The sequence below is a fragment of the Moraxella sp. CTOTU46711 genome, from assembly GCF_031975715.1.
GTDB lineage: Bacteria > Pseudomonadota > Gammaproteobacteria > Pseudomonadales > Moraxellaceae > Faucicola.
In genome coordinates this window covers 24,630-40,130 of the sequence record NZ_DALYMP010000013.1, presented here as the reverse complement: position 1 = coordinate 40,130, position 15,501 = coordinate 24,630, and the positions used below count along the sequence as shown (strand labels likewise).

15 protein-coding genes are annotated in these 15,501 nt (G+C 44.9%); 7 read left to right on the top strand and 8 right to left on the bottom strand.

Going from position 1 to position 15,501, the window contains the following annotated elements; translation table 11 throughout:
- Nucleotides 1-228 precede the first annotated feature (228 nt).
- Complete coding sequence (gene ccoG / locus RTJ53_RS11610) at nt 229-1,653, top strand: cytochrome c oxidase accessory protein CcoG (protein ID WP_312277056.1); 1,425 nt, start codon at nt 229-231, stop codon at nt 1,651-1,653.
- Between the two features lie 126 nt (nt 1,654-1,779).
- Nucleotides 1,780-2,349 carry a FixH family protein gene (locus RTJ53_RS11605; protein ID WP_312277055.1) on the top strand — a complete coding sequence of 190 codons (570 nt, stop codon included), beginning with the start codon at nt 1,780-1,782 and terminating at the stop codon, nt 2,347-2,349.
- Nucleotides 2,350-2,353: 4 nt separating this feature from the next.
- On the opposite strand, the gene RTJ53_RS11600 is transcribed toward RTJ53_RS11605, so the two are convergent.
- A complete protein-coding gene (locus RTJ53_RS11600; RefSeq protein WP_312277054.1) occupies nt 2,354-3,058 on the bottom strand; it encodes a hypothetical protein in 705 nt (234 codons plus the stop codon).
- Between the two features lie 10 nt (nt 3,059-3,068).
- Nucleotides 3,069-3,992 (bottom strand): PHP domain-containing protein, encoded by a 924-nt coding sequence (locus RTJ53_RS11595; RefSeq protein WP_312277053.1) that lies wholly within the window; start codon nt 3,990-3,992, stop codon nt 3,069-3,071.
- 174 nt (nt 3,993-4,166) lie between these two features.
- Between RTJ53_RS11595 and RTJ53_RS11590 the strand changes: the two genes are divergently transcribed.
- From RTJ53_RS11590 to RTJ53_RS11575, 4 genes are all read left to right on the top strand, one after another.
- Nucleotides 4,167-4,730 (top strand): inner membrane-spanning protein YciB, encoded by a 564-nt coding sequence (locus RTJ53_RS11590; protein ID WP_007115181.1) that lies wholly within the window; start codon nt 4,167-4,169, stop codon nt 4,728-4,730.
- 12 nt (nt 4,731-4,742) lie between these two features.
- Nucleotides 4,743-5,045 (top strand): YciI family protein, encoded by a 303-nt coding sequence (locus RTJ53_RS11585; protein ID WP_312277052.1) that lies wholly within the window; start codon nt 4,743-4,745, stop codon nt 5,043-5,045.
- Between the two features lie 65 nt (nt 5,046-5,110).
- Nucleotides 5,111-5,539, top strand: a complete 429-nt coding sequence (locus tag RTJ53_RS11580) for an SH3 domain-containing protein (protein ID WP_204155774.1) — start codon at nt 5,111-5,113, stop codon at nt 5,537-5,539.
- Between the two features lie 44 nt (nt 5,540-5,583).
- Nucleotides 5,584-6,864 (top strand): TIGR03862 family flavoprotein, encoded by a 1,281-nt coding sequence (locus RTJ53_RS11575; RefSeq protein WP_409418170.1) that lies wholly within the window; start codon nt 5,584-5,586, stop codon nt 6,862-6,864.
- A 24-nt stretch (nt 6,865-6,888) separates the two neighbouring features.
- Here the strand turns inward: RTJ53_RS11575 and RTJ53_RS11570 are convergent, their stop codons facing one another.
- Nucleotides 6,889-8,238, bottom strand: a complete 1,350-nt coding sequence (locus RTJ53_RS11570; protein ID WP_312277051.1) for an APC family permease — start codon at nt 8,236-8,238, stop codon at nt 6,889-6,891.
- Between the two features lie 146 nt (nt 8,239-8,384).
- Here RTJ53_RS11570 and mnmC1 point away from each other — a divergent pair, with 146 nt between their 5' ends.
- Nucleotides 8,385-10,469: an FAD-dependent 5-carboxymethylaminomethyl-2-thiouridine(34) oxidoreductase MnmC1 gene (mnmC1, locus tag RTJ53_RS11565; RefSeq protein ID WP_312277050.1), complete on the top strand. Its 2,085-nt coding sequence runs from the start codon at nt 8,385-8,387 to the stop codon at nt 10,467-10,469.
- A 1-nt stretch (nt 10,470) separates the two neighbouring features.
- On the opposite strand, the gene RTJ53_RS11560 is transcribed toward mnmC1, so the two are convergent.
- From RTJ53_RS11560 to pseI, 5 genes are read right to left on the bottom strand one after another with little or no spacing between them, the layout of a single operon-like run.
- A complete protein-coding gene (locus RTJ53_RS11560) occupies nt 10,471-11,280 on the bottom strand; it encodes a glycosyltransferase family 2 protein (protein ID WP_312277049.1) in 810 nt (269 codons plus the stop codon).
- On the bottom strand, nt 11,277-12,176 hold the full coding sequence (locus RTJ53_RS11555; RefSeq protein WP_312277048.1) for a beta-1,6-N-acetylglucosaminyltransferase: 900 nt from the start codon (nt 12,174-12,176) through the stop codon (nt 11,277-11,279). Before RTJ53_RS11555 ends, RTJ53_RS11560 begins: the two co-directional genes overlap by 4 nt.
- 4 nt (nt 12,177-12,180) lie before the next feature.
- Complete coding sequence (locus RTJ53_RS11550; protein WP_312277047.1) at nt 12,181-13,182, bottom strand: glycosyltransferase family 52; 1,002 nt, start codon at nt 13,180-13,182, stop codon at nt 12,181-12,183.
- On the bottom strand, nt 13,179-14,435 hold the full coding sequence (locus RTJ53_RS11545; RefSeq protein WP_312277046.1) for an oligosaccharide flippase family protein: 1,257 nt from the start codon (nt 14,433-14,435) through the stop codon (nt 13,179-13,181). Before RTJ53_RS11545 ends, RTJ53_RS11550 begins: the two co-directional genes overlap by 4 nt.
- Nucleotides 14,435-15,487, bottom strand: coding sequence for a pseudaminic acid synthase (pseI, locus tag RTJ53_RS11540; RefSeq protein ID WP_312277045.1), 1,053 nt, complete (start codon nt 15,485-15,487; stop codon nt 14,435-14,437). The genes RTJ53_RS11545 and pseI overlap by 1 nt, the downstream gene beginning before the upstream one ends.
- Nucleotides 15,488-15,501 lie beyond the last annotated feature (14 nt).

The following is a 15,501-nucleotide window of genomic DNA, read 5'->3' as shown; positions in this document are numbered from 1 at the left end:
GTGCGTATTATACGCTTTTCTTTCCCCCTGTCAATACTAATGGGAAAAGTTTTTTGATTTATTTTGCAGTTGTTGATAACTCCCTTTATTTTGTGGGTATTTACTGCCATTTGATATATAATTGAATATATTGTTTAAGCAATTTTTCGTTAGGCGATGTTCGGTGGTTTTGCGGTTGTCGTCTTTCATTTTTTTATGTTCATGTCAGAAAATATGTGAGGGCAAACAATGTCTGTACAACCTCCTTCTCCTGCTGGTAATGATTTTAGACTCCCTGTCCACCAAGTAGATGCCACTAAAAAACGCGTACATCCCCGTTTTGTGACGGGTTTTTATCAAAACATCCGCGTTGTCAGTATGTATTTTTTATTGTTGTTGTTTTTGGTGTTGCCATGGATTCGCTATGGCGGACACCAAGCAATATGGTTTGATTTCTCTGGTTCTAAGATTGTGCTATTTGGGCTAACTTTTTTACCCCAAGACGTTTTTATTTTTGCGTTTTTCTTTATGGTTGCTGCCTTTTTATTGTTTATGGTAACCGTTTATGCCGGTCGTGTATGGTGTGGCTATGCGTGTCCACAGACGATTTGGACGCATATGTACCAATACACTGAGAAGCTTATCATCGGTGATCGTAATAAGCAGTTTAAGTTAGATAAAGCGCCTTGGAATGGCGAAAAAATCATGAAACGCGGCTTGGTGTATCTGATTTGGTTTATCATGGCGTTGGTCACTGCATTGACGTTTAGTAGTTATGCCGTTGGGACAGATTATCTTTATCATAGTTGGCAATGGTTTGGCGTTATTCCTGTGCCAGATTGGACACCGCTAACTTGGGTTTCGGTGCTTATTTTTACCTTTGCGACGTTTGCCAATGCAGGCTATATGCGTGAGCACTTTTGTACCCATATTTGCCCCTATGGCCGCTTCCAAAGCGTAATGTTCGATAAAGATACGTTAATTGTAACCTATGACTATAAACGTGGTGAGCCACGTGGCGCACGTAAAAGAGGCGGTGAAGATGAGAATTTAGGTGACTGTATCAACTGTCTGATGTGTGTGCAAGTGTGTCCGACGGGTATCGATATTCGTGATGGTTTGCAAGTTGAATGTATCCAGTGTGCGGCCTGTATCGATGCGTGTAATGACATCATGGATAAAGTCAATAAACCACGTGGTTTGATTCGTTATAGTACCGAACGCCAATTGGTAGAGAATGAGCCAAGTAAAATTTTACGTCCACGGTTTTTTGCTTATTTGGCGGTGATTACGTTGTTGATTGGGACGGGGGTTTATTTTTTAACCAGCCGTGTACCGCTACAGATTGATATTCGCCGTGACCGTAATCAGTTGTCGTCAATCAATGCGCAAGGTTTGGTAGAAAATAACTACATCATCAAAATCACTAACAAAACCCAGCGAGACCATGATTATGCGGTGACATTGACACCACAACCCGGCTTAAAACTTGATAGCCGCTTTAAAACCATCCCATTAGAAGCAGGCGAAAGTTATGACTTCCCTGTCAGTGTGCTGGGCGATCCAAAAGTGATTACCCAAAGCAATATCCCTATCCAAATGCAAGTGGTGAGCGTGGATGATGGCGGTAAATATAAAGCGGTAAAAGATAACGTGTTTACCACCGATAAATAAGTTTGATTACCCAAAAAAGCTGATTTTGATAATCGGCTTTTTTTGTGCCAAATTATTGGCGCACGTTATTGGGGCATGGGTTTTTCTGCTATACTAGCTTTTTGATTGTTATCTGCTGAGTGGTCTATGGCAACACCGACAAATTCTCCTGCTTCATCAACTTCTAATCAGTCGATATCCAAACTTTGGTATAAAAATTATATGGTTTGGATTTTTGTCATTGGTCTGCCGCTATTTGTGGTAGTCGCCTGTATCTGGTTCGTGTTTTACTCGGTGAGAATCCAAGACTCTACTGTGCGTGATGACTGGTACATGGATGGTAAGACCTTATACGCGGATGTGTCCAAAGACAAACTGGCGCATGATTTGGGGCTAACCGGTCAAATGATAATTAGCCATCAAGCAGTGAATTTTAAACTTGAGGCGCCCGTCAGTGATAAGTTTAAAGCACCTGAGCAATTGGCAGTGGAGATTTCCCATGCCACTCAAAAGCAAAAAGACCGCGACATTATTATCAAACGGTTAAGTGATGGCAGTTATGCGGGCAATGTGCAGCTAGACCCGTCTAAAGGCAAATACTATATTGTGGTGCATGACCCAGCCAATAGCTGGCGACTGCGTGCGATTGAGGAGTTGCCGATGGCGAAGTCGATTGACTTTAAGCCACTGACCGCGTTTGATAAACAACCAAAGTGACAAACTAACTAATAGTAGGCACTTGGCGTCCTTGTGCCTTTATTCGATAATGCTGTAAAAAGGTCGTGAGTTTACGTATTTCGACACTACATTCATGTTGCTGAATTACCAATTCCTGTAAGTCGCCTGCAATAGACATGACTAGGATAACTTGTTTTGAATTACCTGCACCATCGCTTGCCACGATATCGCGCAACTCAAACCAATTTAAATGATAATTTCTCCCTTTAAAATTAATGTGAAAAACCTGTGGCGTAATAGTCAGCGAGCCGTGTTGGGTTGGAGTGGTATCTCTTTGCATTTCGCTGACCATAGCCAAGGTACTTAACCATGAAAAACCCAATACCAATAAGCTGATAAATAATGTAAACCATGCCCAATGATTAATGACTTTTACTAATAGATAAACCCCTAGCCACAAACTAGGTAGCACAAATACCATCATGACTAAAAACGCTGCAGAGCCGTTTTTGGTGACTAAAGGAATGGCGAGAGAAGGTAATTGTTCTGGTACAGTGGCTTGTTCTAATTGATTAAAAGGCAATGCCAGATAACTCGTTTGATGCTTAGCCAAACCGAATAAGAACCATACTAACCCAACAACGAAAGCCAGTGTACCGATTGGCAAACCATCGGTGTAATATTGTAAGCTTGCCCCAATAACGATGAGTACAATGGCTAATAAGACTTGATGTATTTTTAGGGTCATCGTATGACTATTAACATACTTCCCAAATCCCCACTTGCCCTTCATGGAGTTTTGGTACACCGCCAAGCACACGCCAAGGCATGGTGCTGCCATGAAAATCACTACCGATGGACACCTTTAACTCATGCTCTTTAATCACTCTATCGACCATATGGCGGGTTGAAGTCGGTTCATTACTCGCGGGCAATTCCACTGCATCGCCACCGCTACTGGCAAAATCTGCAATCAGTTTACGCACTTTGTTGGCGGTTAAATTATAACGGGTCGCATGAGCCAAAGACGCTTTGCCACCACAGTCATGAATCAAATTGATGCAATCTTTAAGCGATAAGCCATCGAGTGCCACATAGCAAGGTTTATGGTCAGCCAAATACCCAGTAAAGGCTTTTTGTACATCACTCACCAATCCTTGATCCGCCATCACTTTGGCGATATGGGTACGACCGACCGCTTGCGGATTACCTTTGGCTTGCACTAACACCGCCTGCCAAATCTCATCCATCGGGCGTTTAAAGGTACTTGCCACACGCTCACACATCGCATAACCGCGCGTTTCTCGATTGGCTTGGATAGCAGCCAATTTGCTATGCATTGTTTCGATATCACTAAAGCCGTACCCCAGTACATGAATCACTTTTTCATTTTGGGCAGGTTTTTTGGAGTAGCCGCCCATGACACGATGACGACAGCTGATTTCAACGCCATGAATCAGCGTCATACCAAGACTATCAGCAGTTTGGCGCGCCTCAAGGATACCAAGGACCGTATCATGGTCGCTTAAGGATAGTACTTTCACCCCTTTTTCATGCGCTTTTTGCACCACTTCGCTTGGGCTAAAAGTGCCATCTGAGCGGGTACTGTGGCAGTGCATATCAATCGGAAGTTGTGTATAAATAGGACTGCTAGACAAGATATCGAGATTTAAAGAATTCACAAATACGCCTTAATTACAAAAGCTGGTTGCCAACAATAGGACAAAAAGGGGTTAACTCTGCGCTGGCTCGCTCACAAGGGCACAGATTGATGAAGCAAGGAAAATCGCAAAGTTACTTTTCGATTTTAGCATATCCGTGTAAACTAGCGGCTAAGATTTTTGTTAGAGATGACTATGAGCGGTTTATTGGATTTGCTACCTTTACTGGCATTTTTTTACTTTTCCAAACAGCAAGGGGTATTGGCAGGTGCGGCGGCGTTATTGATTACGACACTGGTGGTATATGTCGTGCATTTTGCCAGGCAGAAAGGCAAGCTCAATAAACAGCAGTGGGTAACGCTGATTTTAACCGTGGGATTTTGTGGATTAAGCTTAATTTTCCATGACGAAGCATTTTTAAAATGGAAATCAACCGTCATCAATAGCGTATTTGCGGTTGCCCTCATTATCAGCGTCGCGATAGGTAAACCGCTATTAGAACTGGCAATGAAAAATGTGTTTCGATTGACGCAGTCGGGCTGGAATAGACTCACCCTCGCTTGGGCAGGGTATTTCTTGCTGATGGCAGGTTTGCAATATTATTTTGCGTTTTTTACCAACAACGATACTTGGATTAATTTTAAAAGCTGGGGATGGATACCGGTGATGTTGGTATTTTTAATCGGGCAATTTGTGTTTTTAAAAAACCACCTAAATCCAGATATACAGCAACAAATCAATGATAAAGGAAAAAACTAAAGGAGAATATGGATGGCACTTTATATTATTATCGGTCATGACGTACCTGATAGCCTTGAGCTACGCAAACAATTCCGTTCTGCCCATCTTGAGCGTCTTACGCGGTTAGATGAACAGCGCCGTCTAATCATCGCAGGTCCTACGCCAATTGCACATGGAGAGCCTGAAATGAGTGGCAGTGTATTGGTCGTGGATTTTGACAGCGATGAAGCCGTGCAAGCTTGGGCAAGTGAAGAGACTTACTTATTAAATGGTGTGTATAGTCATGTGGATATCAAACCCTTTATCCAAGTTTTTCCTAAATCAGTGAGTTAATGTTGGGTTTAACAGTTGTTTGCAGTACATAATTGGCAAAGTCTGGGTGGTGATAGGTGGTAAGCATGAAAAAATTGGTGGGCAGGTTGGCAAGCGGCGCAGTGTTATTGACGGTATTACAGGTGACGAGCCTGACTCATGCAGCACCGCAAGTTGTCGTCACTGACCCAAAAACAGGACAACCACTCGCCAAACAGCCAGAGATTGCCTCGAGCGTTGCCAGTAGCACCTCACCGATGCAAAACCCCAAACAACCTACCCTTGCCCAGCTCAACCAGCCCACTGACAGCCAGTTGTCCAACGCCAACCAACAACTCTTGGCAAAAAATGCTGAATTACAAAACCAAGTTGATAGTTTAAATACGCAGGTCAAAGTGCTTGTCAATGAGCGCAGTGGACAGATTTTTATCTATGGTGCGGTCACTGCATTGCTCAGTGGCATACTTGGCATCGCACTGGGCTGGCTGGTCGCAGGGCGTAAAGGTCGTTGGTAATCGACTTTATAAGCCTACTATTATAAGCCTGATATTACCTTGCCATGATGCCAAATAACCAAGCCGACTTGCCAAAAAAGCCCATCGTTGCCATCATTGGCGCGGGTCCTGCTGGCCTAATGGTGGCAGATTATCTGCGCCAGTTTGATGTCACAATCCACGTATTTGAACAAAAACCATCCCCTGCCCGCAAACTATTGATGGCCGGTAAATCTGGACTCAATATCTCGCACGCTGAGCCCGTTGATACCTTTGTCACGCGCTATCAGCCCGACGATTGGCTTACGCCGCATATTCAAGATTTTAATGCAGCGCATATCCGTGATTTTATGACCCGCTTAGGGATTGAATCTTTTGTTGGCTCGACAGGTCGTATCTTTCCTACCATGATGAAAGCCTCGCCACTGCTGCGGGCGTGGTTGCAAGCGCTGCAGCAGGACGGCGTAGCGTTTTTTTATCGGCATAGCTGTGACGACATTGACGGCAAGCAAGCGACTTTTTCGGTGGCGCGTGAAAGCGGTGACCTGACTGTCACCCAAAGCTTTGATGCGATTGTGTTGGCAACGGGCGCGATGTCATGGTCGCGGCTCGGTAGTGATGGCAAATGGCAGGCATGGCTCAGCGATACAGAATTGACGCCGTTTTATGCCAGCAATGTCGGTATCTGTCGCCCATTGTCGCAGCCTTGGTCAGCGCATTTGCAACGCGATTTTGGCAAAGCGTTAAAACGCGTGAAAGCCCAGGTGACATTGCCCGATGGCAAAATTGAGCAGGGTTTTGGTGATATTATTCTCACCCAGTATGGCATGGAAAGCGGGCTGATATATCGGCTCAATCGTGCCATGCGTGAGCAATTAAATCATACGGGTAAAATATCACTACAACTTGATTTGCTACCTGATGTGTCTGACGAAAAATTATTGAGTAGTTTAAAAAACCCCAAAAAACAATCGCTAGCTAACCTTTGGCGAAAGGCAGGACTTGATCCTGTGAAAATCGCCTTACTCAGAGAAATCGTCGCAAAAACGCACTGGCATGATGCCGATAAAATGACAAAAGCAATCAAACAGTTAACGGTAGAATTTGATAGTTTTCGACCGATTGAAGAAGCGATTAGTTGTGGCGGCGGCGTAAAACGCACAGCATTAACCGAGGATTTTGCGCTAAAATCCAATCCTTATGTATTTTGCTGTGGCGAGATGCTCGATTGGGATGCGCCAACGGGTGGCTATCTGCTGACGGCTTGTTTTGCCACAGGCCGAGCCGTCGGACAAGGCGTGGCGCAGTTCTTAGCGTTATCCAAAAAATTGACGCAATGCACTTGATATAAGGCACTTGGCGTAAGGCAGTTATCGACTGTGTAGATAGCGACTGTAAAAGTAGGCAAGCAGTAGCACAAGCGCACAAATCGGTAAGCACACAGGCAAAAACAGCGGATTTTGCATACCGCCGAACACTACCATCAATGAGCCCAATGCCGCCAAAATCGGCGATATCACACCCAATAACATACTTTTGATATCACCTTGTTGCCATAAGCGAAACACTGCAAAGTAAAATACCAAATACAGCAAGTAACTCACCACAATCGCGATTTCTGAAATATCCATATCGCCTAGCAGCTGACTTTTCATAACCGCATAATGCACAGCCGCCCAAAACATCGATAAGGCAAAACCTAGCAGCGCTGAACCAACCGATAGCTGATAGTTGGGCGAGACGTGACGCAATTGCGCGCTAAACGGAATCAATGATTTGAGCGCTAAAGAATGCGGCAGACGAATCAGCCCTAATACCAAGCCATTGACTGTACCCATCACCGAAATCACCACAAATATCAAAAAGGCTTTGGCAGCGGTTTCGCCAAATAACTGGGTTGCGACCACGTAGACGCTTTCATCACCCAATGCCATCACTTTTGCGGCGCCTAGATACGCGGTGAGTCCAACAAAGTACAGCAAATAGCCCAATAAAATCAATATAGGCGCGACAACTAAGGCAATCGGTAAATTACGTTTGGCATTTTTGATTTCCCCTGAAATACTGGTAGAGACCACCCAACCATCAAACGAAAACGCAATCGGACCGATGGCGCCGAGCCATGCCAAAGACTGGGTCGCTTGACGTGCGGATTCACTTGGATGGGTTAAGGCGCTCACAGGGTCGCCATATACAAACGCCATCACCCCTAGCACAAATAACGGAATTAATTTAACGACAGTGGCAAAGACTTGAAAACGCCCTGCAAACACCGCTGCCATCACATTAAACAGATAACAAATGACAAACCACGTAAGCCCAATGCCCATTTGTAATTCAAGCGATGCCTCTTTTACCCCAAATAACAAGGCGGTGTAAATACCCACCACCCACGTCACCACCACGCCAAGCGTCGGGTAATACAAAAACAATTGAAACCAGCCAATCATCGTAGAAAAATGTGGACTGACAAATTCATCGGCATAGCCAATCAAGCCGCCATGCGCATCGGTACGTTTTGCCAGTTCAGCAATCGATAGCGAACCGAAAATAATCGCCACCGCCGCCAATACAAAAACCCCTACCCCCAACGCTACATTGCCGTCGGTATACTTTAAAACATTGTCTGCCTTAAAAAATATCCCTGAGCCAATCACAATCCCCACAATCATTGCCAATGCGGTGATTAGGTTATAACGCCCGTTACTTGATTGATTCATGTTGTTACCACACCCAAAAAAAGCTGCATGCCATGTTGCAACGATAAAAAATCAGTTATGCTATACCCCCTAATCGCTGTTTTCAAGCCTTGTATTAGTAATATTTTACTCAGCACTAACTTTTAGTTATTTATTATGGGTCACTGATGCCACAATCTAGCCAACCTCCTGTCACAAGCTCAAGCAAAAGTAGCACCCCACCATCAACCATTCAAACCGCCAAACTGCACTGGCAGCTAGATGATAACGGCGTGACTGTCCCCCGCTCTAGCGACTTTGGCGATGTTTATTTTTCCAAAACGGACGGCTTGGCAGAATCTCGCTATGTTTTTATTGATGGCAACGACTTAGCCTCTCGCCTTGCTAATTTGAAGAACTTTGAACGATTTATCATCGGTGAAATTGGTTTTGGGACAGGGCTTAATATCTTGGCTATTTGGCAACTGTGGCAACAAATTAGGCCTGACAATCACAGCCATTTACATATCATTACCACCGAAAAATTTCCCCTCCGCAAAACTGACCTTGAACAAGCATTAAGCGTGTGGACAGAGCTTGCTGGGTTATCACAACAGCTCATTGACAACTATCCACCGCCACTGGCTGGCTGCCATCGTTTGAACTGGTTTGATGAACGATTGACGATTGATTTATGGCTTGGCGATGCGACGAGTAGTTTGTCACAAGTGACTGGGCAAGGCAGAGTCGATGCGTGGCTGCTTGATGGGTTTGCGCCGAGCTGTAACCAAGAACTTTGGTCAGAGAGTTTATTTGCTCAAATTGCAAGATTATCCAAACCTCACACGACTTTGGCGACATTTAGCGTGGCAAGCGCAGTCAAACAGGGGCTAAAATGTCACGGTTTTACTTTAGCCAAACGTAAAGGCTTTGGCAAAAAGCGAGAAATGCTCACCGCAAGCTTTCAACCTAAGTTAACATCCGCCAGTTTTTGCGAAATTTATTTTCGCTATAACAAAAAAATTAAACCATTTTTTGTCACCCTACCCTTTACTGATACGTTTGAATCCCGACGTCGTCAGCGTCGAAAAGCCAATAACGTTAAAGGCTTTGAATTACCCAATTTTTCCGCCATTACAAAACCGCTGTCTGTCGCGGTAATTGGGGCTGGGGTGGCGGGGTTAAGCAGTGCATATGCCTTAGCCGCCCGTGGACACAAGGTCACCATTTTTGATAAAGCGCAACCATTGGCAGGCGCATCGGGCAACATCCGCGGTTTTCTTGCGCCAAAACTTACCAGCCTAAAACGCCTTGAAACCAATTTACATGCGATTGGTTATTTGGCAAGCTGTCGATTTTACCCTTATTTGACCGCACAAACCGGTATTGAAATCCTACAAACCACCGGCTGTTTGGATTTACTCTCACACAATCGCTTACAACTTGATGAAGTCAAAGATTTTCCCATTGAATTTGCCCGTTTATTGACCGCTGAACAAGCCAAAGCAAAAGTCGGTTATGAGGTTGGGCAAGCGATATTTTTGCCCAATGCGGGGTTAATCACTACCGCAAACTTTGCCAACGCTGTTTTATGCCACCCCAATATCAGCTTTCAAACTGAGGAATTAACCTATTTTCAGCAAGATTGCGACCAAGTGCTATTAACATTCACTGAGCGTCAGCAGTTTTTTGACCATGTGATTTTGTGCATGGCGTTAGACACCTGCGATTTTTTACCCACCATTAAACGCTTTAATCACAGCCGTGGGCAAGTGACGTGGTTTGCCGTCGATGAGCATGATAAATCACAGTTGCCAAAACTTCCGCTAAAGTATGGTAGTTATTACGCCAGTTTTAACGAAAACAGTAAACGCCATGTCATGCTTGGGGCAAGTTTTGTCAGGGATACCTTGGATACTGAACCAGCAGTTGCTGACCATAAGATGAATGTGACAGATTTAGCGGATGCGGTGCCCGATTTGGTCAACAACACTGATATATTTACCGTCGAAAAAAACATACCCTATTGGCAGGGTCGCGCCAGTATCCGCAGCCAAACCGTGGATTATCTACCCCTAGTTGGGCAGGTGTGGCAAGCGGGTTATGAAAGCAAAAGCCGAGTCTGGAGCTTTTCGGCATTGGGGTCAAAGGGCTATGCTTATGCCCCGATTTGTAGTGAGCTGTTGGTCGGGTTACTGTGTGGAGAAATATTGCCGTTAGCTAACAAGATGGGCAACAGTTTAAGCCCCAATCGTAAAGTCATTCGACGCTAAGTTATTTTCTCAGCAGTTTTTGATAAACTAAACTGCGTAAACTATTTGGCAATAGTCGCACAGGTAAGCGAATGGCGAGGTTTTTAAGCAATTGCGCAATATGCAAAAACCCTTGTTGATAAAAGCTTTGCTGGATTGCCAACTCGTATCGGGCATACGCCAAACCCCCGCGCCGTTCATACATCGCACCCCCTGCACGCGCATACACCAGCACCTCGGGCAAATTGGCAAACTGATAGCCAGCGACCAATAACCGCACCCACAAATCATAATCTTCAAACAGCGGCGCATGCCGATAGCTACCGACCGCTTGTACCGCTGATTTTTTGAATGCCACGGTCATGTGGTTGATGGGATTGCGCGACTTGGCTGAGGCAAAAATCGCCCCGTGTGAGGTTGGCACCGTGCGAGATTTTTTCCCCTGTGATAGCTGCTTTTCAAATTCAATGATTTGCCCGCCCAACACGTCAATTTTGGGGTGGTTTTGGATAAAGTTGATTTGCTGTTCAAAGCGGTTAGGGACACAGATATCATCCGTATCCATACGAATGACCCAGTCATGTTGACAAGCGTTTAGACCTGCATTCAAGGCTTGTCCAAGCCCGACGTTTTTTGTTAAAGCGATAATGGTTAACGGCAGTTGCGGCTTAAACTCTTGTACCACTTTTTGTAATGCCAAATTGATTGGACCATCAAAAACCAACACAATCTCATCGGATTGGCGTGTTTGATTGACCAAGCTGGCTAGACATTCGGTTAGAAATTCGGGGTTTTCTTTGTCATACAGCGACATTAGTACAGAAAATTTCATGTTAATTCACCCAGCCAAGTCAATGCCACATGCTTTTTTACTTTACGAGCAAACCAATAGCCGTCAAATTTCGCCCGCTCCAGCTTTAACAAATCCAAATAAATCGGACTATTGCCATTGTTGATGGCTTTATCAAACACGATGAGCCGTTTGTTGTTGTTACTAAGGCAAAGCTGATTAGCGGAGTTTTTTTGACTATGCTGTTGTTGACTATGCTGTTGTTGGCTGTGCTCTTGCTCACTTTGGTTTTTTTGAGTCAGCTTTTCACAAATCAAAGTTTGAAAAAAATGCTCATCGGGCACCAGTTTGTGACGGAAAAAATCACTGTATTCATCAATAAAAGGCACAATTTTTTCCCAGTCTGCACGCGTCACTGAAAACCATTGTGAGCCAAAATAAATGGGCGAGTGATAGGGTTTTACTTTTGCCACACCTTGTTGCAGTTTGGTGATAATTTTGCCCGTCAATTGCCGTTGCCAGTCGCTGTCGGCATGGGGACTATCCATAATAAAGCGATAGGCATACTGTGGCGCTATCTCGCAGGTCATCATCGCCTGAAAATCAAACCGCTGTTGCCACTGTTTTTCTATCACTTCAAATGGTTGTAACACCACATCTTCACCGCTTACCAGATGAAAATAAGCATTGTCCTCATTGGCAAACGCCGTTTCAAACAATTTTAACGTCGCTTCAATTTGGCTAAACCCGCCCCAACGTACCGTTATTCTATCTTTGAGCAAAAATACATTGGCTAGCTGTGCAGTCTCAGCGTCAGGAAAATAATCGGATTTAGCATCCATATGCACGTAAAAATTGACATTGGGCTGAATTTTCGCCAGCTTAATAAAATAACTGATATCTTGATGGGCTTGGATAAGTAAAGCGTGTTTTTTCATATGATTACCCTTTGAACCCATTTAGATTATCTGCGTCATCTAAATTAATCAGGGTAAAACCACGACTGGCAAGAAACTCATACGCATCAGGGAATTTATCCCACAGCGCTTGGGTATACACCATGAAGACTTGGGTGCGGGGAAATTCTTTGAGCGAAAACACGGCAGTGCTGATAAAGGTATAAATTTCAAAGCGTTGCTGGGGGTTTTGTTGCAATGCCTCGCTTAGATAATCTTCAATGATTTTATCGCTATCAATCACCGGCAAAAGATGGCTAAAATCCAAATTTTCTCGCGGGTGTGGGCAAAATGCGTCAAGGTGAAATGCCTTGACCATTTTTTCTACAATATCAGCATAAGCTTTGTCACCGATAAAATTGTCGAGGGCTTGCCCCAATAACAGCCGTTTTACCGGCAAATTCTCATCTGGCTGATTGTCTACTTTATCAAACAAATAAACAGGCTCGGTAGTAGCTATGATATTTTTTTCCTGGGGAAAAATGGTGAAATGTTTTTTGGAGATAGCCAAAATACTGGGAATACTGGGATAAGTAATGCCCACGGCGTGTTTAAACAGTTGTAATGGTAAGGATTTTGGTAACGGTTGAAAATAGCTAGAATTGGGGAAAATATTAGCGGTGCCGTCATCAAAGGTATACAGCTGTTGGAATTTTACTTTAGAAATAATAAATTGCAAAAACAACACGTCAATACTGGCAAGATAGACGCCATCAATCGGCTGTTGCCAAATACCCAATTTTTTTAACGTGGTTTTGATGTGGTTTAGGGTGGCAAAACGTTCGCCCCAGGTTTTATTGCTCAGTTCGATAAAGGCAGATTTTTCGCAGACCTGCTCAAGTTGGTCAAAATAATAGCGGTGTTTGGGCTCGCTTTTTGAATGGGCGCCATACGGCAGATAAAGCCCAATAAAGGGGGTACTGTGTTGCTTAATAATTTGCTTGGCAATCAACACTTGCAAGGGGGTGATACAAATAATGAGATTCATGGCGTTTTTTTGACCTTTTCCACCTGCAGCGTATAATAATATAACAGCGGCAAAATCACCACGCCACTAATAATAGTCGCATACGGCACCACCGCCAGTGATACGCCACTTAACACCCACAAGGCAACCAAATACACCACCGTTGAGATGACGGAACACAGCGAGATTTGCGCGCTTTTGGCGTGATAAAACAAAAAATTCACCAATAATAAGTACGGAATTATCAGCGAAAACGCCAGTACAAACATCACCACATAATACTGGCTTTGGGCAAAATCTGCCCCCAATAGCCACGCCATCAATGACGACGGCATCGCCCAAGCCATGGCAGTCAACATAACAGGCACCATCAAACTCAGCCAAAACAGTCGATGCAATTGCATCACTGTCATGCGCTGCGATTTGAGCCGTTCATATAAGTGAGGCACCAGCGCAGAATTGACCGCCATAATCACAATGGTCAAGCTACTGGCGACTTGTACCCCTGCCGAGTATACACCTAGCTCATGACTGCTAAACCGCTCGTGAATCAACACTCGGTCAAGTTGCCCTTTGATGGTATAGCTTAACCCATGTAACAGCAGCGGCAAGCCTAGCGTTAAAATATAGCCAAGTCCCAGTTTGAGCCGTTTTGGGGTAAAGCGAAATTTGATAGCAAATTGGTATCTTGCCCACGCCAACGCTGCGACAAAAGTAAAGCCATGCGCCAAGATAATCGCAATAAGACGCTGGGCAACTTTATCGGTGGTATCGCCAGCAAAACACTGAAAAATCAGCACCGTCCATAGTAAATTGCCCAAGGCTAAGCCCAGTTGGATGGTCAGATAGCTAAACGGGCGTTTTTGGCATTGCCGCAGTGCCAGTTGGTTTTGAATCAAGGTTTGCAAAAAGGCGGTAAAAAAGCAGTAAAATAACAATTCGCTATGTAACAGCCAACTAATCACCGTCCCAATCAGCAGCACGCCCACGCTATATAGCCCGCCCGCCAATAAAATATTGCCCAGCCCATGCCTGCCATACACATAAAAATAACGGGTTAAAGCGCCATTTTGCGACAGACTCATGGCGATTACAATAAACGCCGTGAGCGATAAATAATAGGACAAATCACCAAAGCCCGTTGTGCCTAAGACCCGTGTCAAATAGGGCAATAGCAAAAACGGCACAGCTTTTGCGGTCAGCTCGCCCACCACATAAATCAGGCTGTCTTTGAGCAAAGCAGAGTGTGTTAAACGTTTGATTTTATTTAACATTACCTTTCAAGGACATCCCACGAGGTGGCGGTATTGGCTTGGATATCCGTTATCACTTTTTTGCCCATTAATTCATCATAAAACTTCGGGGCAAGCCCAAAGCCAGGGCGAACGCTACGGATGCAGCTTTCATCAACCACATCCCCTGCCGTCATGTCTTTGACAAAATACAGTGAACGGCGAAATTGCACATTGCCGATTTCACTTGATTTTCGTCCATAATCGACTTGTCCCAACGCTTGCCAAGCGGTTTTACTGTCACGGCAGAGCGCGGTGAGTTCGTCTTTTTCCAGTGAAAAACTGTCATCCGCCCCGCCGCCATTGCGGTCTAGAGTGACGTGTTTTTCAATGATACATGCCCCCAATGCCACGCTTGTCACAGCGGTGGTATTATCAAGCGTATGGTCGGATAAGCCAATCGGCACGCCAAAACGGCGCTGCATATCGACAATGGTGCGCAGGTTATAGTCCTGCGCGGGGGCTGGATAACCACTCACGCAGTGCAATAACGCAAGCTGTTTGCAGCCGCCATCAAGAGCCGCTGCAATCGCCTCGGCAATTTCGGTTTGGTCCGCCATCCCTGTGGAGATAATCATCGGCTTGCCGGTACTTGCTACATATCTGATAAGCGGTAAATCAATGGCTTCAAACGAGGCGATTTTGTACGCTGGGGCGTTCAAATCCTCGAGCAAATCCACCGCAGTAAAGTCAAACGGTGAGCTAAACATGGTGATACCGACTTTGTGGGCGTGGTCAAACAATGGTTTATGCCACTCCCACGGCGTGTAAGCTTCTTGGTACAAGTCGTACAAGGTACGTCCGTCCCACAATCCCCCATGAATTTGGAAGTCGGCGGCGGTGCTGTTGAGGGTGATGGTATCTGCGGTGTAGGTTTGCATTTTGACTGCATCAGCACCGCACGCCTTTGCCATGTCAATGATACGGTAAGCGTTATTGATGTCGCCGTTGTGGTTGGCGGACATTTCGGCGATGATGTATGGCGCATGGTCAATGCCGATTGGGCGATTGTTAATGCTGAAATTTTGATTCATATTTTTATTCATAG